The organism is Caulobacter sp. GW821-FHT12D05, from assembly GCF_058807295.1.
Map to the genome: position 1 here is coordinate 1,455,598 of NZ_JBXAQO010000001.1, position 20,888 is coordinate 1,476,485.

Sequence of the window (20,888 nt, forward strand, 5' to 3'; positions counted from 1 at the left end):
GCGCTGAGATTTCAGATAGAGTGGAGAACTCGGTGAGCTTCAGCGCGGCGACGCATCAGCGCCAGACGATTGCGGCTGGAACCGTACTTGGCGACAACGTCGCGCAAGCTCATGACACCGTCAGTGATGCCGGCAGCCGCCGCCCTCGCGGCCGAGAACGTGCGGCCCTCGCCGTGAATGCCCGCGACCTCGCCAACAGCGATCCCACGCCCCCGCGCGATGGCCGCCTGGAAGGCGAGATTAGCCTCGTCAATCTCGACCTGCATTTCAGCGCGGTCCTCTTCGGACAGCGGGGCATAGGGGTGGCCGGCGATCTTCTCGGGCGACGACGCAATCAGCGTCGTTTTCATGCCGATCTTGTCCTCGAACCCCGACATATCGACGTGCCCACCACGAACGCCAACCGAGCCGACCTCGCCGCTCGTGCTCGCGTAGAAAGCCGAGGCCTGGGTCCCGATCCAGTGGGCCGCCGAGAACGCGTAAGGCGTTGCCACCGCGATGATCGGCTTGGATTGGCGGTGCTCGAACACCGCGTCACCAGCCTCGGCATTACCCCAGACCAGGCCGCCCGGACTGGAGATCGCGATGACCGTTACGCCCACCTTGTCGTCCGCCGCCGCCGCGCGGACCTGGTCGGCGAAGCGTTCGGTCGACGTTCCGCCGTAGCTGCCCTTCGGCGACAGGGGGCCGCTGAGAGGAATGGTGAGCGTGCCGCCATCACGGATCGGGTCGGGCGCCGCTCGGGCCTGGACTGGAGACGTGAGAGCAGCAAGGCCCCGCAGGGCCTCAGGCAGTAGAGCCTGCATCGACGCGCTGGCCAGCAGAGAAGCCAGAGCGTCAGGGTGCATAGCCCAAAGGGCGCGCGGCCCAGCCATCTCGATCATGCGTCGCTCCGATCCTGAGGCGCGGTCATGCCGCCATCGGCCGTGTCAGCGGCCCGGTTGCTGTTGAGAGGCGTGCGCGCGTCCATCGACCATGGCGCGCCAATGGCCGGCAGATCGAACCAGTCGACGCGCAGTTCATCGGCCGACATGACCGAGGCGGTACGGGCCAGGACCGCGTTACGCCACCGCGTTGCGCTATCGGCACGTAGCAGATCGTCCATCCTGAACCGGGGACGCCATAGGCGGCGCTGCGCGGGGGTCATCAGGTCGCGGGCAATGGCCCGCTCCATGCGGTTGGTCCAAGGGTTGATCGTGTATTTCTCGAACCGCGCCGCCTGCTGCTCCTCGCTCTTGGCGTCTTCACCCTCGTTGAGCAGGAACATGGGGAACCGCCAGTTGGCGGCGATCTGGCGCTGCGCCTTCTGGTGCAGCTCGACGTACTGGCTGTCGCTGTTGTTGTCGTTGATCGGCAGATACTTCAGATCCGCCTCAAGGATCGGAACCTTGCCGGCGTTCAAGACCCCGGCGAAGTTGCCGTTGAACTGCGCTTTCAAGCGGTCCAGCGCATCCTGGCTGAGAGACTGATTGGTCGAGAGCACACCCGAGGGCCGCGCACCATTGAGGAAGAAGTTCCGCCCGAACGCCTCAAGGGTGTTGTCCATGTCGATCGCGGCGCGAGCAGTCTTCCACGGTGCTACGGCGAAGATGCCATCCGCCGAGATCCCCGATCCGCACAGCAGCTCGCCCTGCCGGAAGTGGCGGCTACGACCATCCTCGTAGAAGTAGTCGACACCGAAGCGGCGCTCCTCGTGCAGTTCGACCAGGCGACCCGGCGACAGCGGCCAGACCTCCAGATCGAGAGGCGAATGCCACACGGGCTCAGCGTAGGCGCGACCGCGAAGAATGGCGCTGAAGGCGAACGTCCCCCAAAAGTCAGGCGACGTCATCAAGGGGTTGGGGGTTTCCGCCAAGGTTTCGGCGAGTTGGAAATCACCGACCGATTGGTCGACGCCCTTTCGGCGCGGGAAGTCCAACGGGAGGCTGCCGATGATCTCGGCCATAGTCGCCACGATCGGAAACACCGACGACGCCATCATCGCCGTCTCAGCCGATCGGGGCCCGCCCACGGCGGCGGAACCGCCGAAACTGCGGTCGTCGGCGACGTCTCGCGCCGGCAGCGTCAGGGCCGACGCCATGCGATGAACGAGACCAGCCATCAGGACTTGGCCCGTGCGTTCAGGAACGCGCCAATGATCAGCAATCCGCCCATGACGATGAAACCGGCGGGGCGGTAGATCTCACCTGCGCCGTACGACAACAGGCCAGCGCCCGAAAGGGCCGCCACGTCGTTGACGTCGATCCGGACGGCCTTGGCGAAAGTGACGAACCCGGTTCGCCATGTGGCGACGGCCAGGGTGGCGCGGCGATGGGTCATACGAACACCATTCCTCTCTTTTCGTAGACCGAGCCGCCGCTAGCGACGGGGTTGCGGCTCATCAGATCGAAGGCGTTGAAGGCCGAGCACAGCGGGTCGATCTTGTCCTTGCCGGCCGCCTGCTTGGTTACGAGAACGGCGTTGCCGCGCTGCTCCACCTTCGCGTTGCCGACGCACCAGGCCATCATGGCTTGAGCCGCATGCCATAGGCGCTTGGCCTTCAGCATCCGCTCCATGCCCCAGATCGCGGCGGCCAGCTTGTAGCCCTGCGATACCGCGACCACCTGGCCGTCGTCGAAGCCCGCTTCGCTCAGCGCGTCCACCAGGTCGGCGGCCTGAGCCGAGTCGAGACCGATACCGGCCTTTTCGGGCAGAAGGCCTGCGTCGCGTAGGCGTTTGCAGATCTCAACGAACTCGGCCACATCGTCGCCCGGCAGCTCGCACCGGACGAGATCGCCATCGGCGACAAAGTCGTCCATGCGCGAGTTGATGTCCTTGCGGCGCTCCCAGGCGTCAGACTGCGCCCAAGCGCGGCTCCACATCAGATAGTGGCGGGTCTCGCGACAACGGCCGATCACCGTCATGCCGTTCCAGTCGTCCAGGCCGCCGCCGTCGCCGCCGACCGTGCAGACTTCCGAGCGCTCGATGAGCTCGTCGAGCGTCAGGGTCTCCAGGGCCGCCTGGGGCCAGTAGTCAGCGCCCCGCCACCGGTCGTGCGACAGGCGCAGGCCAATCTCGACGTTCAGGTGCTTCGAGAGAAACACCTGAAGCTCACCGCCTGTGGCGTTCTCGACCTTGCGATGCTCATCAATCAGCCATTGGAGATCGACCGACCGGTTGAGGTTCGGATTGGTGATGTAGAAGTTTTCCGGCAGCAGGTACGCGCCGGATTTGATCATCGCCTCGGGGAATTCGTAGAGGACGCCGAGGCTACGCGGATCGACGATCTTGCCGTCGCGGACGTCGCGGAAGTACTGCAGTTTGGTCTTGAAGACCCCCGCCGGCTGCTCATCAGACTGGGTGGATGCCCAGATGACGAAGCCCTCGGGCCGGGAGATCAGACCACCGGTCGCCTCGCGCAGCATCGCGTCAGACTTTGGCCGTTTCCCGAAAAGCCACACCTCATCGACGAAGACAAAGCCGGCCTTGATGCCGCCGGCCGTGTCGGAGTCGGCCGCGATGACCCGGAGTTTCGCGCGCGTCGTCGCGTGGGTGATCGTGCGGGTATGCTCCTGGATCTGGAGCAGCAGCGCCAGTTCGTCATCCGCCTTGATCATGTCCCTGGCCGGGTCCCAGGCGTTGTTCGCGATCTCCAGGGTTGGGGCCAGAAGCACCAGAAGGTTCGAGTGACGCCAGTTGCGGATCAGGGCCGTGACCATGATCCCGGCGGCGATTGTCGACTTGCCGTTCTTCTTGCTGATCAGCAGGAAGAAATCGCGGATCAGTCGCCGGCCCGCCTTCTCGTCGTAGGCCCCGAAGATCGCCTCGACGAAGTCGAACACCCACTGGTCGCAGGCCTGTCCGAAAGTCGGGTAGCCATCAACGTCAGGCAGGATGACGTCGACCATCTTCAGCGACTTGAAGACCGCCAACGCCTCGGCCCCTTCGTCCGCGAACAGCGGCGACGGAACCAGAGAACGGCGAGTGACGATCCGCTCGCGCCAGTCGATGCAGGCGGTCGAGTAGTCCATCACCGGTTACTGACGATGAGCTTCGGAGCGGCAGGCGTGGCGTAACGCCCGCCCGTCTCGACCACGCGCTCGGCGGCAGCTTGGCGCTCGGCCTTCTTGCCAAGCCGAGGCTCAGCGGTCACGGGCGGTGTGCTGCCGCCGCCACCGTTGCCGCCTCGGGCACGGACCCGGCCATCAGCGCGAACGGCGTCGCCCTTGTCGAACTGGGCGAGCATGGCTTTCATCGCGGAGACGTTCCCGCCGTCGACAGCCTTGCTCCACAGCGCCTGCACCAGAACCGCCTTGGCGAGCGCAGGCCCCTCCTCCAGCTCTCGCAAATAATACTTGGTCAGGGTGGGCACAGAGTGGCCGACCGCATCCGCGATCTCCTCTTGCGTCGCGCCCTGCGCCCGAAGAACTGCAATCTTTTCAGCAAGTTGCGAGCTGCGCTTGTGGCGTTTGCGGCCCCGCGGATCTTTCGGGGGCGTCCAGGGATCGCCAAACAGGTCGACGCCGGCTGTCGGAGGGGAGGATTTCTCAGCCATCGGAAAATAAAATCTCCGAATGAGGGAGGACCCGGTCTTTGACGATCGGGCTGGGGCGGCTTTAGACCCCCCCCTCCCCGGCTCGTCAGCCGCCGAAGCGGTCGCGGTGCTCCTGGGCCTGCTTGACCTTGTCGTGGCAGGGGGACTTGCGGAGGGTCTGGATGTTGCGCTCGTCCCAGAACAGGGCCGGGTCACCACGATGCGGTTTGATGTGGTCCGCCACGAGCTGGGCGGTGTCGTGCTCGATGTGGTCGCACCCGCATCGACAGGTGAACAGGTCGCGCTTGAAGACCCGAGCCCGAAGCTTCTTCCACCGAGCGAGATTGTACCAACCTCGCCAATGCTCAACCGCGCGGCTGTGGCCGTGAGCGTCACGCGGAGCGAAGCCGATCCTTGGCGCAGGCGCGGACAACCGCGATGGCGATGTGGAGAGCCTACCCATGCGAACAAGGGATCGGAGACACAGACTGCACGCGCGCCTCCGATCCAGTTCACATCAGGGGGACAAATCACGGACGCCGGCTCAGAAGCGCCCGTACCCTTTTGACGCAGAACGCCCGCCACGGCGGGCAGCCGGGCGGGCGTCGAGACGAACCGGGTTCGCCTAGATCGGAGGATGATGAAGGGAGGTCTTGGACGGCTACCGCACTCCGGGTCAGGAGACCGAGAGTGCGCTGATAGAGACGTCGGTGGGCACGAGCCCGTTGAAGATCGATAGGAAAACCGTCGCGCGATTCTTGTCAAGGTACTCCTCAAAGATCGCATCCAGGTCCTGACCGTTCCGGCGCACCTTCACGGTGTCGCCCTGCTTGTGGCCACGTGGAAGCGACGCAGGGTCGACCATGCGAATGAGGCCGTTCTCCTCCCGCTCGCGAATGATCTGGAGCTTGGCGTCAGGGAACAGCGCCGGATAGTCGCCCACCATGAGAACTTTCTTGATCCCGCGTGTGCTGATCAGACAGCGCCACGCCTGGACGGTCGGGTCCAGGGCGACGAACACATACGGCGCCAGGAATGGCTTCGTCACCTGACCACGAGGGTTGGCCGGGGTCGGCGTCACCGCCCGAACCATCATGGGGTGGTAGTACTCGAAGTGCTGTTTCCGGAGGTTCTCCAGCGCGAGACCCCAGGCGTTGGGCTTCCACTCGCACACCGCCCAGCGCTTGGGGTTCCCCTGCCCGGTCTTAGCCGCAACCGCTTCCTGCATCCGCATATCGCCCTCCATCATCCGACCTTTCCGGCGGCGGTCTGCCGCTCAACTCGATATCCGTGCCGCCGCAGCCAAGCCTCAGCGGTGCTGTTCTTTGCCAACAGCGTCCGGTCGGAGGCCCGCCAGCCACAGGGCCGCAGGTAGCTCTCGGTCTGCGCCTCGCCGTGTCGGCCAAAGAACTCGACCCTGACGTCGTCAGGCACGGCGAACCCGGTTCGCGCCCCCGCCGAGCCCTGAGGCGCGTCAGCCTTCACGAAGGTTTCCCAGCGACCCGAGGCGATCAGCTTGTGCGGGGCCATCGGCTCACCAGAGACGCCCCAGGCTTTGCGGTCGGCGGCATAGGCCAGCACGCCGGCCTCGATCGGGTCGAGATCCGAACCGGCCTTCACCTCTCGCCGCAGCGCCGACGCGATCTCCCGGATACTCGACCGACGACGCCACGCCTCGGGGTATGCAGCGAGGATCGTTCTCGCCCTCGCCTCAGGCGACCGCGCGCTCTGGGTGAGCGTTAGCGAACCCTTAGACTCGTCTGTCTCTCTCTTGGGGGTGCAAACAGTTGCACCCATAGGGGTGCAAACCGCTTCGCTATGGGTGCAAGCTGCTGCACCCATAGATCCGGCCTCATGGGTGCAAACTGCTGCACCCATAGACCGCTCAGCTCGTCGCTCACCCTGACGTCGTTTCCGCTCTTTCTGGATCTCGGCAACGGCGTCGTAATCGACCTGAAGCTCGTAGTACGGAACGTCACGCGACCCCATCCGATAGTTGTCGCCCGTCTTGCGGATGAACACCGGACCGTCGCCAGCGCCCTCCAACTTGCGAAGCCGCGACTGCACGGTTCGCTCACTGACGCCGTTCAATTGCACCAGCTTCGCCACCGTCATCCAGGCGCGGTCGTCGTCATCAGCCTTGCGCGCAAGATCCTTCAGCATCGAGCGGCTGAGGGGATCTAGCCCCGTTACGACCTCGTCGGCCCAAATGCAGCACTCTTCCTTGCTCATGCGGCCACCGGAGCGAGGCGCTGTCGCCGCGAGCCTCGCAGGCCGCCCAGGAACGCGGCGTCAGAGGGCCTGATCAGGCGATCACGTGTACCGGGCTCGATCGGGCGCATAACCCCGTGGCCGGGGAAGTCTCGGGCCAACTCTGGGTCGACGATCCAAATCACGACCATGTACGCCGCCGCCGTGCCGCCGCTGACGGTGCAGTCGCCTAGCACGATGCCGACGCGTTCTGAGAACGGACAGACGAAGGCCGCCGCGTCAGGGCCGTGGAATAGGCCGTAGCGCCCCACGGTCTCCTGGAAGCCCAGGCGCACGAACATGGCCACCCCGCGTCGCGCACGCTGGCGGGCGAGCTGCACGAAGCGCTCGGCCTTGCCGTCCGCGAAGGGCGGGTTGCTGACGATCCAGTCGACCGGTCCGCCGGGGGCCTCGGCGTCGTCCTGTAGGAAGTCGAGCACCTGGCCGCCGACGCCGTAGTCGTGGACGTCGCTCATGGCCAGGCGGTCGAAGTAGTCGGCCAGGCCGTGGGACATGATCCCCTCGCCGCAGGCCGGCTCCCAAGCCGACCGGGCGCGCGGATCTATCCGCATGATCAGCTCGCCGATCGCGCGGGACGCCCATAGCTGGGTGGGGAAGTAGTCGAGGGACCGGCAAAGTGCTGCGACAGGATCGTCGTCCTGAATGCCGCGCGCACGGTGAGCCAGGGTCGCGGAGACGCCCGCCTTGACTAGGCCGGATTGAGAGCGCCGCGTCATGCCGCGCGCCCTCGCGCCTTACCCCTGACCTTGCGCTCAATACGGCCCGTGAGCGGCCCTGAAGCCCAAAGATAGCGCTCCAGGCCCGTCAGGCCGCAAGCATGCCCTGATGGGATGTGCTGAACCTTCCCTGCCGCGATGGCCGCCGTGATCAGCTCGGCGTCGGTCTTGGGCTCGGGCGTGGCGCGGCTTGCAGCCTCTCGCGCAGCGGCTCTGACCTCGGCAGATTTCGTTACGGCCAGATGCTGGGCGCGCATACGATCGCGGTGACGCACGCTGGCGTCCCGCAAACGGGTCAGACCCGTGTTGAAGGCCTTTCGCGAAACGTCGCGAGGCTTGCAACCGATCTCTTCGGCGATCTCAGCCGCCGACAGCAAATCGACGACGTACAGCCGGCGCAGACGGTCGATCTGGTCAGGCGTCCAGACGTACTCACCCGCCACGGCACGCTTTGCCATTCCAGCGGCGTGCATCTGCCGGGCGGTCGCCAACTTGCGGGCGGCACGATCTTCCGGCGCCAGTTTTCGCGCTAGGTCCAATCGGTCGATCTTGCGCCCGACGACACGCGCGTCGGTGCCCAAGACGTCGGCGATGGCCATGCGCGCCTGGCCAGAGGCGTAGAGACGGGTCAGGGTCTGGACCGCGTCGGCGGTCCATTTGAAAGCAGGCTTGCCCCCCATGGTGCGGCTATGCCTCCCCGGTCATGTTGCGCCACACGAGGGCTTCGGTTTCCTGGGTGTCGACGATCAGCTCGCCGATCGCCCTGGCCTCGGCCTTGAGCGCCCCGGCGACGATCACGCGGCGGCGCGGCATGGCCGAGACGAGCGCGGCGCGGAGGGTCTCGACGAAGGCGGCGCCCATCTTCAGGGCGCTGCCTTCCTTGGACGGAAAGCCCTCGTCGGCCAGCACCTTCAATCGCGCGGTCAGGTGCAGCGTCTCGACGGTTTCGGCCCCGTCGCTCTCGATCATGCGGTCGGCCATCTGGCCGGCCTCGGTCGCCAGTTGCGCCCAGGCGCGACGGCGGGCGGCCTGTCGTGCGGCGGAGTCATGCGGCTGAAGGCTCATCGCAGCGGCTCCCCGCTCTCGATGATCTTCAGCATCATCGCTTCCACGGTCGCATAGGCGCGCTGCACGTCCTTGATCCGCGCCAGCGAGGCCTTGGCGTCCTCGATATCGATCTCGCCATCGGCGGCCCGGCCGATGATCTCGGTCGTGGCCTCGGCCCCCTCCTGGACCGTCGCGGCCAGGGCGGCGTGGATGGCCTTAGGCGTGTCGCCCGAGATCGGCGGCAGCATCCGCCCGCCGCAAAGCTCGACGAGGTACTCGGCCAGGGCGGTCGCCCCGGCGCGGCTCATGGCGGCGGCCTCGGCCAGACTGACGTGACCGCGCTTCCCCTCCTCGCGGTTGGGATTGGTGGCGTCATCGAGCCAACCGCGCGTACGGTTGATCACGTCGGCCGCGCGCTTCGCGCCGCCCAGCTGGTCGATGCCGCGCTCAAGCGCCTCGAAGATCGTACCCGGCTCGCGCGGGGCGTAGGGCTTGTAGGCGGCCATCAGCGCACCGCCTTCCCGGAAACCGGTGCGACATCCGGGGTGCGGTCTGCGACAGCTTGCCGCAGGGTCGCGGACTCAACAGCGGGGACGTTCGCGACATGACCACGAGTGAAGAATTCGGCCAGGACTTCGGCTTGCTTAGCCACGCTGACCGGGCGGACATTGCCCATGACGATCCTCGAATGATTAGCGACCTGACTGGATCTCACCGACCCGGCGCGACTGAGGGCGCGGATGACGGACATCAGGCGGTGATCCGCTCGCGGCCACTGAGCTGCTCAATTCCAAGCAGGTCAGCGATCGTGACGTCGGTGTACGCGGTCAAAACCTCTGGCCACGCCGATCGGGGGATCTTGTTCCTGTGACGCCACAGGTTGACCGCGCCGACGTTGTAGCCCGTGGCGACCGCAACCGCCGTGGGGCCACCACGATCGTCGATAAAGCTGATTGGCGTTTGCGAGAGGGGGGTGACCATCCCGAAAACTTACGCGCGGTAAGTTTTTCTGGCAAGCCGGAACTTACACACTGCAAGCTTACCGTTTGTAAGATCGGGGGTATGGACGATCAGGAATGGCTTTACCTTGAGGAGCCCTGGCAGCGGCTGCGCTGGGCGCGCATGCATTGGCAGCGCTCAATCGGCTCGTCGACCACAGGGAAGGCAGCCGCCGAGGCCTTAGGCTTCAGCACGCCCGAGGGTTACACGGCATACGAACGCGAGCCCGGTGCTTCGCGGCATACGCCCCTGTCCGCTCAAAGGGCCATCCAGTTTGGCCGCAAGTTTAAGATCAACTGGGTTTGGATACTCGAAGGCAAGGGGACGCCATTCGATGTTCCTACATCAGGGCTGAGCCCGGCTCAGTCGAAGATGGTCGCCATGCTCGCGGATCTTCCCGAAGAGGAGCAAGAGCGCGTGGTTCAGATGGTCGAATTGGCGCGAGGCCTTAAGGCTAGCTAGCTGACATCTTGATTGGTGGGGAAATGCGGCTCTTAATCTCTTTGGCACTGGCCGCAGCCTGTCTTTCAGGCTGCGCACCGCCACCGACGACAGTTGACTCGATGGGGGAGGAAGATGCGATCCGCTCGGCCGCCCGCGCCGCTCTAGCGCTCGGAAAAGCTGGCGACATTGCAGCGAAGAGATTGACCGTGAAGGTCACTACAGTCGATCGCCTCGGCAACGAAGCTAGCGAAGACGCCCTCGCCTTCACTTGGGCCGCCGATGATGTCCAAGGCGCAAACTGGAAGGGCATGTCGGGTTACATGACCCTCGACCTTTCCCACCCGGTTATCGTCTCTAGGGAGGGCCTGCGCTCTCTGGGCTCCTGGTGCAGCGACGATGATGGTCGGCTGCTGACACCCCGCCTTTGCGGGGAGCCCTATGAGAGCGCTGCCAGCCGGTTCGCCGCCAGGCTTACGCGCTAGCGCCTAGATCTGGTACGGCGGCAACCTGCCGTACCGCTCCAGAAACTTGATCCGCCCCACTTGGCGAACCGCCGGGTCCAGCTCGACGGCGTAAACAGCCATGCCCGCCACGCTGCTCCGGACGATGTCGCCGCGACGCTCAGCGTCCGGTCGCGCGCCATAGCTCCACAGCCGGTCCCGCTCGACGCCGCTGCCCTGCTTCCTAAAGGTCTGAACACAGTAGATCGTCGCGTAGGCCACTCAACACTCCCCAACTGACGACTCCGACTCATACGGTGATTGCGTCAGAAACGGTCGTTTCGAAAACTTACCGTTCGTAAGTTTTTGCTTGCGTCGTGACTTACCGTCTGTAAGTTTCAGCCCGTCACCACGACGGAGCTGGCGATGCCCTTCGCATCCACCCCCCAGGCGAACCCGGTTCGCCTCCGCCACCTAGAACCGGGCTCGGGCGCATCGCCGCGTACCGGCTCCGTTGTGGTGACTCCCACCCTCTCTGAACCCGAGCGCGCCGATTGGCGGCTTGCCGCCGTCGCCTTCGCGCTGGCGCTCCTCGCAATCGTGGCGGTGTCGCTGTGATCGGCGAGCGCATGTGCGCAGCGGCGCTCGCGGTCGGCCTGCTCGCCCTTGGCTGCCTGGCGCTGTTCATCGCCATCGACGCCCGCGACGAAGGCCGCCCGGCGGATGCCTGCATTCTGGCGCTCGCCGGCTGCGCGCTGTTGGTACTTGGCGGCCTGTTCTGGCGGGCCGTTTGATGAGCGCGATCTGGCCCATGGACTGGCCCGAGCCGACGCCGGCCGATGGCGATGTCGCCATGCGGGTTTGGCAGCGCCGGCAACAGCGACGGGAGGAGGCCCGCTTAACCGCCCTTGGGGAGCAGCCGGGCGCGCAGGCCCTCGGCATGTCGGCCGAGGGCGTCGGCGGTCCTGAGGCCACCGTCAGTGCCGACCCGGCGCACGTAGTCGCTGAGGGCGTCAGCTTCAGCTCTGGCGACGCGCGCCTCCCACAGCAGGATTTCGTCGGAGGCGGGCTCGTCGCCGGCCGCTACCTCTCGCGCGAGACGCGCACGAACGCCGATCACTTCAAGCGCCAGCCCGAGAAGGAAGTCGATCGTCTCAACCTTCTCGTCCAAGCCATCGACGGATCTACGCAGGTCTCTGACGGCTTCAAGGGCGGCTTCATCGGTCATGCGCACGGCGCTCCGGTGGGCGGATGTTCGTCCGCGACTTCACCGCGTCGGTCGGCCGATTGCAACAAGCGTAGGCGGGCAGCCCAATGAGCGCCCACGCCCTTGAATTCGACGACCACGGCGAACAGCCGCGGCGTGCCGTCAGGGCCGTCGCGACAGCTCCCCGGCCCCCTGCGCCGCCCGAGCCGCCGCCGTCGACCATAGATGCCCCCGACTATCCTGCAGGCGGCTTCGCGGACGCCGAGGACATGAAGCGCCCCCGTTTCGTCGGCGCGATCTTCACGTGCCTGTCGCTGCGCCGGCAGCCCCTGTTGATTGGCCCCACCCGGCCGCAAGCGGCCCTGGCGCGCGTGCTCGACGAGATCGACCGCCACCCCCGCAAGGTCTCGGTCTTCTGCAACCCGGCCACGCCCGAGGACATCGAGATCCGCGACGAAACCAGCCGCGAAGCCCCTCGCCTGCTGCTCGCCATCATCCACACCGGCCTGAGCCTCGAAGAGGCGAACACGGCCTTGGTCGCCCTCCAGTCCAGCCCCAGCCCGAAAGGCAACAAATGAGCGCCCAGAAGCGGCGGGAGCCGCACGACAACATCCCGGCCAAGGTGGCCATGATCCGCGTCGGTAGCGCCGGGATCGAGCTGGCTGAAGCGATCACGATGTCGGCCGGCGACTTCTACGACGGTCCGCGCTGCGTCTACCTGGATAGCGCACGCCAGCACCTCGGCGAGATCCGCGAGAGCCTCGCCATCGTCGACGCTTACGTCGCCGCCGCTCAGGCCGAAGCTGATCGCATCGCATCGGCCCGTGCCGCCCGCCTTACCCCCTCCGCCAGCAAGCGAAAGGCCGCCCGATGAGCGTCGCCCCCGTCTTCGTGCTGACCTCCCCGTCCCTGACGGACATGTCGGACGCCATCAACCTCGCCGAGGCTCGCGCCCGCTTCTATGCCGCCGAGCTGCAAGGCGACATCGCCCTCGCCGATTGGGCGCGCGCATACGCCCTCTCCTTGCTGGACTTCGGGGCCGAAGGCCCGGAGGAGCACAAGGCCGAGATTAAGGAACTCCTGGAAGAGACCGAGGAGGCGTTCGACAGCCTGAGCGATCTGCGCAAGCGCCTCGGCGAGATCTCGGGCAAGCCCGTCGCCGCGCCAGCCGAGAAGGCCGCCTGATGCGCCTTCTCATCGAACGTGACGAGGCGCTCAAGGTCCTGTCGAAGGTCATGGGCGTGGTGAAGGGCAAGCCCGACACCCCCAACGGCGGCCACGTGCTGCTGAACGCCATGGCGACCACGCTGTCGGTGACCACCACCAACGGCGACCAGCAGGCCGTGGACTGCGCCGCCGCCAAGGTCGAGCAGCCTGGCCGCGCCAGTGTCGATGCCCGCCGCCTGCACGACGTGTTCCGCAACCTGCCGGAAGGCGGCGAGGTCCTGCTCGCGCTGGCCGAGGACGGCACGCGCCTGACCGTCAAATGCGGGAAGGTGAACGTCAAGCTGGGCGCGCTGTCGGCCGACGACTTCCCCGAGATCCCCTCCCTGGACGGCGCGGCCGGCGGCGCCCTGCCCCGCGACGAACTGCGTCGCCTATTCGCGCGAACCCGGTTCGCCTGCTCCCACGAGGATACCAAGCCCCACATCACCGGCACGTACTTGCACGTGCGCGAGCACAAGGGCGTGCTGTGGCTTACCGCTGTCGGCCTTGACCTGAAGATCCTGGCCATGGCCGACATGCAAGCCCCGGCGCATTTCGAGGGCTTCCCCGAGACCATCCTCGCCGCCCCGTTCGTTGACGAGGTCTCGCGCCTTCTGGGCGAGAGCCCCGAGGTCGTGGAGCTGTACGCCAGCCCGACGCTGTCGGAGTTCCGCTCCGGGTCCACCGAGATCACGTCCAAGGTCATCGAGCCGCCGTACGTGAACTACACCATGGCCATCCAGCGGGCCGGCGGCGATCTGGTCGTCAACATCGACGCCGGCGCACTGGTTACAAGCATCAACCGGGCGCTGCTGATCGCCGTCGATGACGCCAAGTACAAGACCGTCCGTCTCGGGCTGTCGGCGGATCTGCTGACGATCTCGGCCCGCTCACCGCAGGCCGGCGATGAGATGCGCGATGAGATCGCGATCGACTACGCCGGCCCCGCCGCCGACCTGTCGTTCAACGCCAGCCGGGTCAAGTCGCTGTTCGGCGTCATCCGGGGCGAGACCGCGATCTGCGCCTTCGACGCCGTCGACCCCAAGGCCAAGGGTATCCTGATCACCGACAGCGCAGACCCGTTCTGCCGCTACGTCCTCACCCAGAACGCGGGTTGAGCTGATGGCCCGCCGTCACCGCACCCGTGGCCAACTGCTGGCGATCTCCGTCCTGGAGATCCTCGGCGCGATCCTTGGCCTGACCATCGTCGGCGTCCTCGCCGCCCTCCCCGCCCTCTTCTGACCCGGAGCGCTCGACCATGAACGCCCTCATCCCGATCGCCGTGACTGGCGCCCCCCTGCTCCGCGCCATCCAGGGCGGCGGATGGGCCGGCCTTAGCGAGCTGGCCATCGTTGCCGAGCGCAAGACGAACAACATTGTGCGGGACCTGTCGCGCCTGGAGGAGGCCGGGCTTGTCTCGCTGGAGGTCAAGACCCGGCCCGTGCTGACGGCGGTCGCCGTCGAGCAGCTCGCCGCCCTCGACCGCGCCAGCACGCCCGACGTCCTGCACGGCCAGATCGAACGTGACCCGCTCAACCCGCGCCGCGTCTTCCACGAGGAGCCGCTTCAAGCCCTGGCGGAAAGCATCTGGGACGACGGCAAGCTCACGGTCCTTCAGCCGCTCGTTATCCGCCCCCGCGACGGCGCGGCGATCCCGTACCGCCTGGTCGCGGGCGAGCGCCGGCATCGCGCGATCGAGATCCTGATCAATGATGGGCGCTGGCCGGCTGGCAAGCCGGTTCCGGTCTCGATCCGCATCCTGTCCGACGAGGAGGCCGCCGTTCTGGCCCTGGTCGAGAACATGCAGCGCGAAGACCTGTCGGCCGTGGATGAGGCCCTGACTTTCGAGCACCTGCGGACATCGCTGGAGTGGTCGAACGCCGACATCGCCAAGCACATCAAACGCACGCCCGAGTACGTGCAGCAGCGCCTACGCGTGCTGAAGCTGGACGCCGACATCCAGGCCCGTATGCGCCTGCCGAAGACCGACGAGAACCGCATCGGGTTCAAGGAGGCCCGCAAGCTGTTCACGGTCTCCAAGGAGCCGACGCGGCCGAAGGCCCCGGAGCTGTCGCCCAAGCTCGCCCTGGCGCTGCTGGAGCTGGCGCACAAGGTCGAGAGCGCCCCGATGACGGTCAACGCCGAGCCCGGCTTCACCATCCTGACGCAGCGGCCCACGGGCGGCGCCCTGGCGACGCTGAACGAGCGCAAAATCGTCGTGCTCCGCGAATGGGGCGGCCAAGTCTTCGCGAAGATCCAGCTCTACACGAGCGGCGCTGTCACCTACCTGGAAGACAGCGGGTTCTACGGCCCTAAGCGCGACGAGGTGATCTGGGCGGCGCGCACGGCGATCATGGCGCCCCAACGGGCTTCAGAGGCCACGCGCGGCGGGAAGTACATCACGCCCGAGCTGAATACGGAGTTGGCGGCCGGAGAGGCCGAGGCGGAAGGCCCGCCTGCCGATACCGCAGAACAGGTAGCCGCCGAGAAGCCCGCGAGTGCCGCGCCGCGCCGAGATCGCCCCACGGCAGAGGCCCGCGCCTCGGCCTCCATACAAGCCGACAGAACCGCCCGTGAAATCAGGCTGACGGAACTTGGCGCAAACCTTCCCAATACCCTTGAGGCAATGGCGCCGCGTGCCCGACAGGCAATGGAGGATTACGACCGCGCCCAAATCGCAGGCGACGAAATCGCCGCCAAGGCAGCGCGTGAATGGTTCGACGCCTGCGCCTACAAGCTAAACGGCAGCAAGCTTCTTGGCGCAGCAACGCCTGGGGACCAGCTTCGCCAAACCTTTGCCGCCGCCCCTGGCGAGGTGCCGAAGTGGGGACAGCCGGGCCGCTTCCTTCTCAACATCGACGGCATGACCGCTGCGGTCGAGATCAAGGATAACTTCGGGTGGTCCAACGTCGGGTTTTACGCGATCGACGCAGACGCCCCGTTCTTCAGCCCGACCGGCTTTCGGTCCGACTTCTTCGGGCACGGGCTTCAAGAGTTGAAGACGTCGGATGGTGCGTCGGTGCTGGTGGCTACCGCCAGGATGATGCGGGCGAACATCGCTGAGTACCTGCGCCCCAAAAAGCCGGCAGCCATCGACCGCGAGAGCATTGCCCGCCACCTCGGATATTACCCTTGGATGGCCGAACTCGCCGGCCTCGCGCCGCACGATGGCGCCGCCGCCATCGAGGAGCACGAGGCCGCTGTCCAGGCCCGACAGGACGCCTCCGAGACGAACCCGGTTCGCGCTGAGCAGAGCCCCGTGTCCACGTTCAACGAGGAACAGGCCGAGGACATCATGTCCCAGGTCAACAAGGTCCTCGCGGATATCTGGGGAGAGATTGAGAACCGCCCGACCTACGTCCCGTCGCAAACGCACTTGTTCATCCTCGCCGACAAGGCGGTGCGCGCCGTTTTCAAAGGGGACATCCCAGCCTTCATCGCCCTTTACGGCCGGATGCTGACGGCCGCCCAGCCCGGCCAGGTGAAGGACGAGATCCAGAAGACGTTCAAGCGTCTCGGCGTCGACTGGCGGTCGATCGAGCGCGCCCTAGCCGGGGACAGCCCCGACTACGTCGAAACGCACCGCGACTGTCACGGCATGGTCAGCGCCGATGAGCACGGCCTGCCGATGATCGCCGACGACCCACGCGCGCCGGTCGATGAGGAGGACGAGTTTTGATCGCCCCCATCCCGACCGCCCGCGAAATCCTTTCCCGCCCTTGGAGCCTGCCTATGCCCCTGACCGCCAAGTTCGCCCTGATCCAGCGCCCGGCCTCCATCAATCCGCAGACCATGCGCTTTGCCTCGCTCGTCGGAATGGCGGGCTTCATCCACGCGCGCCGAGGCAAGCGCTCGCTCACGCTGCTGAACGCGGCCCTGCCGATCGCGGGCGAGGAAACTGCCCGCCAGGGCGTTGCCGTCTGGGCGGTCGACCAGTTCGGCGACAGCACCGAATACCTCGGCTGGGCATGGCTGGACGGCGGCCAACGCCGGCAACTCGCCGACGCCCTGGAGGCGCTCCAGCCGCAGGAAGCCCGCCACCGCGAGGCCGCCTGATCATGCCGGCACTCGACCGCACCCCGTGCGATCTGATGGCCCTCCCAGCGGCCCAGGCCCTGGAGGTCGTGGCCGTCTGGCTGGACGACTGCGACACGCACCTAGCCACCCGGACGCCGGGCGGCCTGCCGTGTCCGCCGTTCAACCTGTTCGCCGCGTCGGTCGTGGTGCTGAGCGCCAAGCTGACCCAGGAGGCCGTGGAGGAGCTGCTCACCGCAAGGCGAGCGCTCCGCCGCAAGCCTGCGTCGCCGCAGTCCATGGCCGTCCTGGCCGGCCAGGAATGGTTTGAGCGCCCCTGATGACCGCTGAGCTGCTCTCGTTCACAGCCCTGTCGCCCCTCTCGGGGCGTCGCGCGGCGATCGTCGCCAAGGTGCTCACGCGGGTCGAGATCTCGGCTGAGATCCCGAAGGGCCTGACCACGCCGTGCCTGCTCTGGACCGGCCCGGACAGCGGCTCGGGACGTGGCGGCGGCTATCCTCGGATGAAGCTCGATGGCGCAACGGTCGCCGTCCACATCGTCATGTGGGTCATCGAGCACGGCCCCGTCCCGCCGCGAAAGCAGATCGATCACCGATGCTCCGTTCGCCGCTGCGTCAATCCCGATCACCTCCAGATGGTCACCCACAAGAAGAACCAGAAGCTTCGCGACGAAAGGCGAGCAGCATGACCGAAGATATCAGAACCAGCCTGCTCCGCGACGCTGAGCGTGTGCTGAACCGCCTCCTGGCCCACCACGTGCCGCGCACAGAAGCCGACTGGGACAAGGGCGATCGACTGGTCGATCAGATTTCGGCGTTGCTCGCTGATGTCCCCGCACAGGCGATGCCGTTTCAGCAGTGCGTCACGCCGTGGATGCTGGAGTGCTTCGGGGCCGAGATCTCGGCCGACAAGCTGGAGCGGGCCGACCGCTTGGTCGAAGAACTCTATGAAGCGCTCCAGTGGGCCGGATACCCGCGCGAACGCCTATCGGAGCTGGAAAAGTATGTTTGGGGCCGCCCGGTCGGCGAGGGCTTCCAAGAGGCCGGCGGCGTCATGGTCACGTTCGCGGCCTGGTGCTCTGCGCACGGCATCGACATGCATGAGGCCGCGCGCGTCGAGCTGGCCCGCGTATGGACCAAGGTGGACCAGATCCGCGCAAAGCAGGCCGGCAAACCCAAGGGCTCGCCGCTGCCGCAGCACGTCGCGATCGACGCTCAGTCGCACCGCTTCACCCTCGCCGACGCGGAAAAGGATCGCGTTCTCGCCGAGGAGGAGGCGGCCGGCGTTCGTACCCTTCCGCTCCGCGCCCGCGAGTACGTAGCCGACGCCCTGGAGGCGCACGAGCACAGTGACGGTCGCGAGTTGCCCTCGCAGATCGATGCAGTCATCAGCAACGAGGCCGCCCGATGAGACACGCCGCGCTCATGAAGGCCGCCAAGCCCGGCAGCACGCCCGAGGAAGTCATCCTGATCATCCCGATCAAAGACGCTCAGATCCTCGTGGATATGGCCGAGGCCGCCTGCAAGTCGAACCCTCGCATGGGCACATGGAAGCGCATGCACAAGGAGCTGGAGCAAGTCGAATGCTGGTGAGGCATCCACTCGCAGCCCACGTTCCGATGCCGGTCGATGCCGCAGGGCAAGGCCCGGTTCGCGTCGTGGAGGCCGCCAAGATCCTGCATCAGGTCTGGGATCTTGCCGACAACTCCACGCTCTGCACGGCTAAGGACCGGGCAACAGCGGAAGCCATCGCTTGCGCACTTCGGGGCGAGCTGGTGGCCGAGCCCGTCGCTACAGCCTATTACGACGGCTTCTGCGACGGCATCATGCGCCGCCCGTGGGAGGCTGCTGCTGACTATGCCGCCGTCATGGGCCAGGCGTACGCCAAGACCGGCGAGCGGCCACAACCGTTCATACCAGTGACAGGCCCCGGTCCCGACCAGTGGCATGAGCTGCGCCGCCTAGTTCTAGTCGCCCGCCGTCTGATGAGGATCGAATGGCGCACGGCGCTGCTGTCACTGGCCGTGTGGATGGACTGGTTGCCGCCGCTCCAGTGGTTCGGCCGCCGCGCCGCCCTCAAGCGCCGCTCTGACGCCCTGATCAACGCGGAGCTGGCGCTCAACGAGGCCTTGTCGATCGCCAATGACATCGATCGGGCTACGCGCGGCGTGATCACCGCGCCCGCGACCGGCCAGGAGCCGCGCTGATGGTCAGCGCCCTGGAGGATGCATGGCTAGAAGCGGCCTACGCCGACGACGACTGCGGCTGCCCCGTCGAGGAGTGGGTTTGTTGTGGGGTTAATCTCACCCTGCACTACGAGGCCAACGGCGCCATGGAGGTCTTCGCGACTACGGGGGACTGGGAGCACGAGTTCGCCCTCGCCGCGACGACGATGGAAGGTGCTCGGGCCGAAGCCTTCGGGTGGGCACGAAGCCTGCCGTGCTCGGACTGACGACCATGGGAGCTATGCGCGCATTTCGCCAGGAGGACCTTACCCGCGCCATCAAGGGCGCGAAGGCCGCCGGCATGCGCCCGCACGTCATCATCCAGCGCGACGGCACGATCCATATCGTGGAGGCCGGCGAGGAGCCGGTCTTGACGCCGACGCCGGTTGAGGAGTCTGCTGACGCCTCGGCCGAGAAGGCCTGCGACGAAGCGTTCTGATGACCAAGATCGAGCTGAAGTACGTCCAGCGGTTTGAGGACCGCCACGGCAAGGTGCGGTTCTACTTCCGCCGGCCGGGCTTCAAGCGCGTCCCGCTGCCGGGTCTCCCTGGCTCTTCCGAGTTCATGGACGCCTACACCGCCGCGCTCGGCTCAGAGCCGGCAGCTATCGGCCTGGACAAGACCCTGCCCGGCTCGATCCGCGCCCTGATCGTGGCGTACTACCAGTCGGCCAACTGGAAGGCCCTCGGCGCGGCCACCCACAAGAACTACCGCAGCGTCCTAGATCCGTTCTGCGAGCGGATCGGCGCGAGCGGGACGAAGTACGGCGACCTGCCGGCGCGCGGAGTCCAGATCCGGCACGTCTACAAGATCATGGATCTGATGGGCGATACGCCGGGCGCGGCCCGCAACACGATCAAGCGCTTGCGCATGGTGTGGGCCTTCGGACTTGAGCGCAGCTTGGTCGCCGCAAATCCGTTCAAGGAGGTGAAGCTCCCCAAGGAGGGCGCCGGCTTCCGCGCCTGGACGGAGGCGGACATCGCCCAATACGAGGCCTTCTGGCCTGAAGGCTCTCGCGAGCGCCTGGCGCTTTACCTGATGCTCTACACCCTGGTTCGCCGTAGCGATGTCGTCGCCCTCGGCCGCCAGCACCGCCGCACCATGACGCTGAAGAACAGCGAGACGGGCGAGGTGCGCCAGGTCGACGCCCTGTACTTCACGCAGACCAAGGGAAGCCTCAGGCGGGGTGCTGAGCCGACCGAACTGGTCATTCCCCTGCACCCCCAGCTCAGGGCGGTCCTAGACGCGCTGCCGGCGACGAACCTGACCTACCTCATGACCGAGTTCGGCAAGCCTTTCGTGGAGACCGGTTTCGGCAACTACTTCAGTGACAGCGCTAAGAAAGCGGGCCTGCCGCCGCGCTCCTCGGCGCACGGGCTGCGCAAGGCCGGGGCGAGGCGCCTGGCCGAGGCCGGCTGCACCGCCTTGGAACTACAGTCCGTGGGCGGCTGGAAGTCGCTGAAGGACGTGGAGCACTACACTCGGTCGGCCAACCGGGCGAAAATGGCCGGGTCCGCAATCGACAAGTTGAACGCGTCGTGAACAGCGAGTGTCAAACCTCGCTGTCAAACCTACCTCAGACGCGTGTATTACTTGGCGTTTTTCGAGGTGGTGGTAGGCCGGGTGGGGTTCGAACCCACGACCATTCGATTAAAAGTCGAATGCTCTACCACTGAGCTACCGGCCCGCTAACGTCCGGCGGGCGCCGGTTGGAAGCGGCGCGGACCATAGGCGGGGGTCTTCCGCGCCGCAAGCATGGTTTCGCCGTTTTTCCGATGGATGACGG

Annotated in this window: 31 protein-coding genes and 1 tRNA gene; 16 read left to right on the top strand and 16 right to left on the bottom strand. The window is 66.4% G+C overall.

All coding sequences use genetic code 11. The features are described 5' to 3' along the window. Nucleotides 1-11: 11 nt before the first annotated feature. The 13 genes from AC1RRR_RS06335 to AC1RRR_RS06395 all read right to left on the bottom strand — a co-directional run bounded on the left by AC1RRR_RS06335 (nucleotide 12) and on the right by AC1RRR_RS06395 (nucleotide 9,528). Nucleotides 12-884 (bottom strand): S49 family peptidase, encoded by an 873-nt coding sequence (locus tag AC1RRR_RS06335; protein WP_492811432.1) that lies wholly within the window; start codon nucleotides 882-884, stop codon nucleotides 12-14. Continuing rightward, entirely contained in the window at nucleotides 881-2,101 is a 1,221-nt protein-coding gene (locus AC1RRR_RS06340; RefSeq protein WP_492811434.1) for a phage portal protein, read from the bottom strand. Before AC1RRR_RS06340 ends, AC1RRR_RS06335 begins: the two co-directional genes overlap by 4 nt. Continuing rightward, entirely contained in the window at nucleotides 2,101-2,319 is a 219-nt protein-coding gene (locus AC1RRR_RS06345; protein WP_492811436.1) for a hypothetical protein, read from the bottom strand. Before AC1RRR_RS06345 ends, AC1RRR_RS06340 begins: the two co-directional genes overlap by 1 nt. Further along, entirely contained in the window at nucleotides 2,316-3,887 is a 1,572-nt protein-coding gene (locus AC1RRR_RS06350; RefSeq protein WP_492811438.1) for a terminase large subunit, read from the bottom strand. Before AC1RRR_RS06350 ends, AC1RRR_RS06345 begins: the two co-directional genes overlap by 4 nt. A 122-nt stretch (nucleotides 3,888-4,009) precedes the next feature. Then, nucleotides 4,010-4,534 (bottom strand): winged helix-turn-helix domain-containing protein, encoded by a 525-nt coding sequence (locus tag AC1RRR_RS06355; RefSeq protein ID WP_492811440.1) that lies wholly within the window; start codon nucleotides 4,532-4,534, stop codon nucleotides 4,010-4,012. Nucleotides 4,535-4,619: 85 nt separating this feature from the next. Continuing rightward, nucleotides 4,620-4,757, bottom strand: a complete 138-nt coding sequence (locus tag AC1RRR_RS06360; protein ID WP_492811442.1) for a hypothetical protein — start codon at nucleotides 4,755-4,757, stop codon at nucleotides 4,620-4,622. 432 nt (nucleotides 4,758-5,189) lie between these two features. Further along, nucleotides 5,190-5,762 carry a transcription termination/antitermination protein NusG gene (gene nusG, locus AC1RRR_RS06365; RefSeq protein WP_492811444.1) on the bottom strand — a complete coding sequence of 191 codons (573 nt, stop codon included), beginning with the start codon at nucleotides 5,760-5,762 and terminating at the stop codon, nucleotides 5,190-5,192. After that, entirely contained in the window at nucleotides 5,759-6,745 is a 987-nt protein-coding gene (locus AC1RRR_RS06370; protein ID WP_492811445.1) for a hypothetical protein, read from the bottom strand. Before AC1RRR_RS06370 ends, nusG begins: the two co-directional genes overlap by 4 nt. Beyond that, nucleotides 6,742-7,500 carry a class I SAM-dependent methyltransferase gene (locus AC1RRR_RS06375; protein ID WP_492811446.1) on the bottom strand — a complete coding sequence of 253 codons (759 nt, stop codon included), beginning with the start codon at nucleotides 7,498-7,500 and terminating at the stop codon, nucleotides 6,742-6,744. Before AC1RRR_RS06375 ends, AC1RRR_RS06370 begins: the two co-directional genes overlap by 4 nt. Next, nucleotides 7,497-8,180: a hypothetical protein gene (locus tag AC1RRR_RS06380; protein ID WP_492811448.1), complete on the bottom strand. Its 684-nt coding sequence runs from the start codon at nucleotides 8,178-8,180 to the stop codon at nucleotides 7,497-7,499. The genes AC1RRR_RS06375 and AC1RRR_RS06380 overlap by 4 nt, the downstream gene beginning before the upstream one ends. A gap of 7 nt (nucleotides 8,181-8,187) precedes the next feature. Beyond that, nucleotides 8,188-8,565 (bottom strand): hypothetical protein, encoded by a 378-nt coding sequence (locus tag AC1RRR_RS06385; protein ID WP_492811449.1) that lies wholly within the window; start codon nucleotides 8,563-8,565, stop codon nucleotides 8,188-8,190. After that, nucleotides 8,562-9,053, bottom strand: coding sequence for a hypothetical protein (locus AC1RRR_RS06390; protein WP_492811451.1), 492 nt, complete (start codon nucleotides 9,051-9,053; stop codon nucleotides 8,562-8,564). The genes AC1RRR_RS06385 and AC1RRR_RS06390 overlap by 4 nt, the downstream gene beginning before the upstream one ends. Nucleotides 9,054-9,297: 244 nt before the next feature. Next, nucleotides 9,298-9,528, bottom strand: a complete 231-nt coding sequence (locus AC1RRR_RS06395; protein ID WP_492811452.1) for a hypothetical protein — start codon at nucleotides 9,526-9,528, stop codon at nucleotides 9,298-9,300. A gap of 81 nt (nucleotides 9,529-9,609) precedes the next feature. Between AC1RRR_RS06395 and AC1RRR_RS06400 the strand changes: the two genes are divergently transcribed. Then, the gene (locus AC1RRR_RS06400; protein ID WP_492811453.1) at nucleotides 9,610-10,008 is read left to right on the top strand and encodes a hypothetical protein; all 399 of its coding nucleotides are present in this window, start codon (nucleotides 9,610-9,612) and stop codon (nucleotides 10,006-10,008) included. Between the two features lie 467 nt (nucleotides 10,009-10,475). Here AC1RRR_RS06400 and AC1RRR_RS06405 read toward each other — a convergent pair whose 3' ends face one another. Then, entirely contained in the window at nucleotides 10,476-10,712 is a 237-nt protein-coding gene (locus AC1RRR_RS06405) for a hypothetical protein (RefSeq protein WP_492811455.1), read from the bottom strand. A gap of 332 nt (nucleotides 10,713-11,044) precedes the next feature. Here AC1RRR_RS06405 and AC1RRR_RS06410 point away from each other — a divergent pair, with 332 nt between their 5' ends. Continuing rightward, the gene (locus tag AC1RRR_RS06410; RefSeq protein ID WP_492811457.1) at nucleotides 11,045-11,224 is read left to right on the top strand and encodes a hypothetical protein; all 180 of its coding nucleotides are present in this window, start codon (nucleotides 11,045-11,047) and stop codon (nucleotides 11,222-11,224) included. A 104-nt stretch (nucleotides 11,225-11,328) separates the two neighbouring features. Here the strand turns inward: AC1RRR_RS06410 and AC1RRR_RS06415 are convergent, their stop codons facing one another. Next, entirely contained in the window at nucleotides 11,329-11,658 is a 330-nt protein-coding gene (locus AC1RRR_RS06415; RefSeq protein ID WP_492811459.1) for a hypothetical protein, read from the bottom strand. An 86-nt stretch (nucleotides 11,659-11,744) separates the two neighbouring features. Here AC1RRR_RS06415 and AC1RRR_RS06420 point away from each other — a divergent pair, with 86 nt between their 5' ends. From AC1RRR_RS06420 to AC1RRR_RS06485, 14 genes are all read left to right on the top strand, one after another. After that, nucleotides 11,745-12,215, top strand: a complete 471-nt coding sequence (locus AC1RRR_RS06420; protein WP_492811460.1) for a hypothetical protein — start codon at nucleotides 11,745-11,747, stop codon at nucleotides 12,213-12,215. Then, nucleotides 12,212-12,511, top strand: a complete 300-nt coding sequence (locus AC1RRR_RS06425; RefSeq protein ID WP_492811462.1) for a hypothetical protein — start codon at nucleotides 12,212-12,214, stop codon at nucleotides 12,509-12,511. Before AC1RRR_RS06420 ends, AC1RRR_RS06425 begins: the two co-directional genes overlap by 4 nt. After that, a complete protein-coding gene (locus AC1RRR_RS06430; RefSeq protein ID WP_492811464.1) occupies nucleotides 12,508-12,822 on the top strand; it encodes a hypothetical protein in 315 nt (104 codons plus the stop codon). The genes AC1RRR_RS06425 and AC1RRR_RS06430 overlap by 4 nt, the downstream gene beginning before the upstream one ends. Then, nucleotides 12,822-13,961 carry a DNA polymerase III subunit beta gene (locus tag AC1RRR_RS06435; RefSeq protein ID WP_492811465.1) on the top strand — a complete coding sequence of 380 codons (1,140 nt, stop codon included), beginning with the start codon at nucleotides 12,822-12,824 and terminating at the stop codon, nucleotides 13,959-13,961. The genes AC1RRR_RS06430 and AC1RRR_RS06435 overlap by 1 nt, the downstream gene beginning before the upstream one ends. A 140-nt stretch (nucleotides 13,962-14,101) precedes the next feature. Further along, nucleotides 14,102-16,522 carry a ParB/RepB/Spo0J family partition protein gene (locus AC1RRR_RS06440; RefSeq protein WP_492811467.1) on the top strand — a complete coding sequence of 807 codons (2,421 nt, stop codon included), beginning with the start codon at nucleotides 14,102-14,104 and terminating at the stop codon, nucleotides 16,520-16,522. A 53-nt stretch (nucleotides 16,523-16,575) separates the two neighbouring features. Next, nucleotides 16,576-16,899 (top strand): hypothetical protein, encoded by a 324-nt coding sequence (locus AC1RRR_RS06445; RefSeq protein ID WP_492811468.1) that lies wholly within the window; start codon nucleotides 16,576-16,578, stop codon nucleotides 16,897-16,899. Nucleotides 16,900-16,901: 2 nt separating this feature from the next. Further along, the gene (locus AC1RRR_RS06450) at nucleotides 16,902-17,198 is read left to right on the top strand and encodes a hypothetical protein (RefSeq protein WP_492811469.1); all 297 of its coding nucleotides are present in this window, start codon (nucleotides 16,902-16,904) and stop codon (nucleotides 17,196-17,198) included. Further along, entirely contained in the window at nucleotides 17,198-17,566 is a 369-nt protein-coding gene (locus AC1RRR_RS06455) for an HNH endonuclease signature motif containing protein (protein WP_492811471.1), read from the top strand. The genes AC1RRR_RS06450 and AC1RRR_RS06455 overlap by 1 nt, the downstream gene beginning before the upstream one ends. Then, nucleotides 17,563-18,288, top strand: coding sequence for a hypothetical protein (locus tag AC1RRR_RS06460; protein WP_492811472.1), 726 nt, complete (start codon nucleotides 17,563-17,565; stop codon nucleotides 18,286-18,288). Before AC1RRR_RS06455 ends, AC1RRR_RS06460 begins: the two co-directional genes overlap by 4 nt. After that, nucleotides 18,285-18,470: a hypothetical protein gene (locus AC1RRR_RS06465; protein WP_492811473.1), complete on the top strand. Its 186-nt coding sequence runs from the start codon at nucleotides 18,285-18,287 to the stop codon at nucleotides 18,468-18,470. Before AC1RRR_RS06460 ends, AC1RRR_RS06465 begins: the two co-directional genes overlap by 4 nt. Next, nucleotides 18,467-19,084, top strand: coding sequence for a hypothetical protein (locus tag AC1RRR_RS06470; protein ID WP_492811475.1), 618 nt, complete (start codon nucleotides 18,467-18,469; stop codon nucleotides 19,082-19,084). Before AC1RRR_RS06465 ends, AC1RRR_RS06470 begins: the two co-directional genes overlap by 4 nt. Further along, the gene (locus AC1RRR_RS06475; protein WP_492811477.1) at nucleotides 19,084-19,329 is read left to right on the top strand and encodes a hypothetical protein; all 246 of its coding nucleotides are present in this window, start codon (nucleotides 19,084-19,086) and stop codon (nucleotides 19,327-19,329) included. The genes AC1RRR_RS06470 and AC1RRR_RS06475 overlap by 1 nt, the downstream gene beginning before the upstream one ends. A 14-nt stretch (nucleotides 19,330-19,343) precedes the next feature. After that, on the top strand, nucleotides 19,344-19,541 hold the full coding sequence (locus AC1RRR_RS06480; protein ID WP_492811478.1) for a hypothetical protein: 198 nt from the start codon (nucleotides 19,344-19,346) through the stop codon (nucleotides 19,539-19,541). Continuing rightward, on the top strand, nucleotides 19,541-20,644 hold the full coding sequence (locus tag AC1RRR_RS06485; protein ID WP_492811480.1) for a tyrosine-type recombinase/integrase: 1,104 nt from the start codon (nucleotides 19,541-19,543) through the stop codon (nucleotides 20,642-20,644). The genes AC1RRR_RS06480 and AC1RRR_RS06485 overlap by 1 nt, the downstream gene beginning before the upstream one ends. A gap of 70 nt (nucleotides 20,645-20,714) precedes the next feature. Here the strand turns inward: AC1RRR_RS06485 and AC1RRR_RS06490 are convergent. Next, nucleotides 20,715-20,789: transfer RNA gene (locus tag AC1RRR_RS06490), tRNA-Lys, on the bottom strand. Nucleotides 20,790-20,888: the final 99 nt, after the last annotated feature.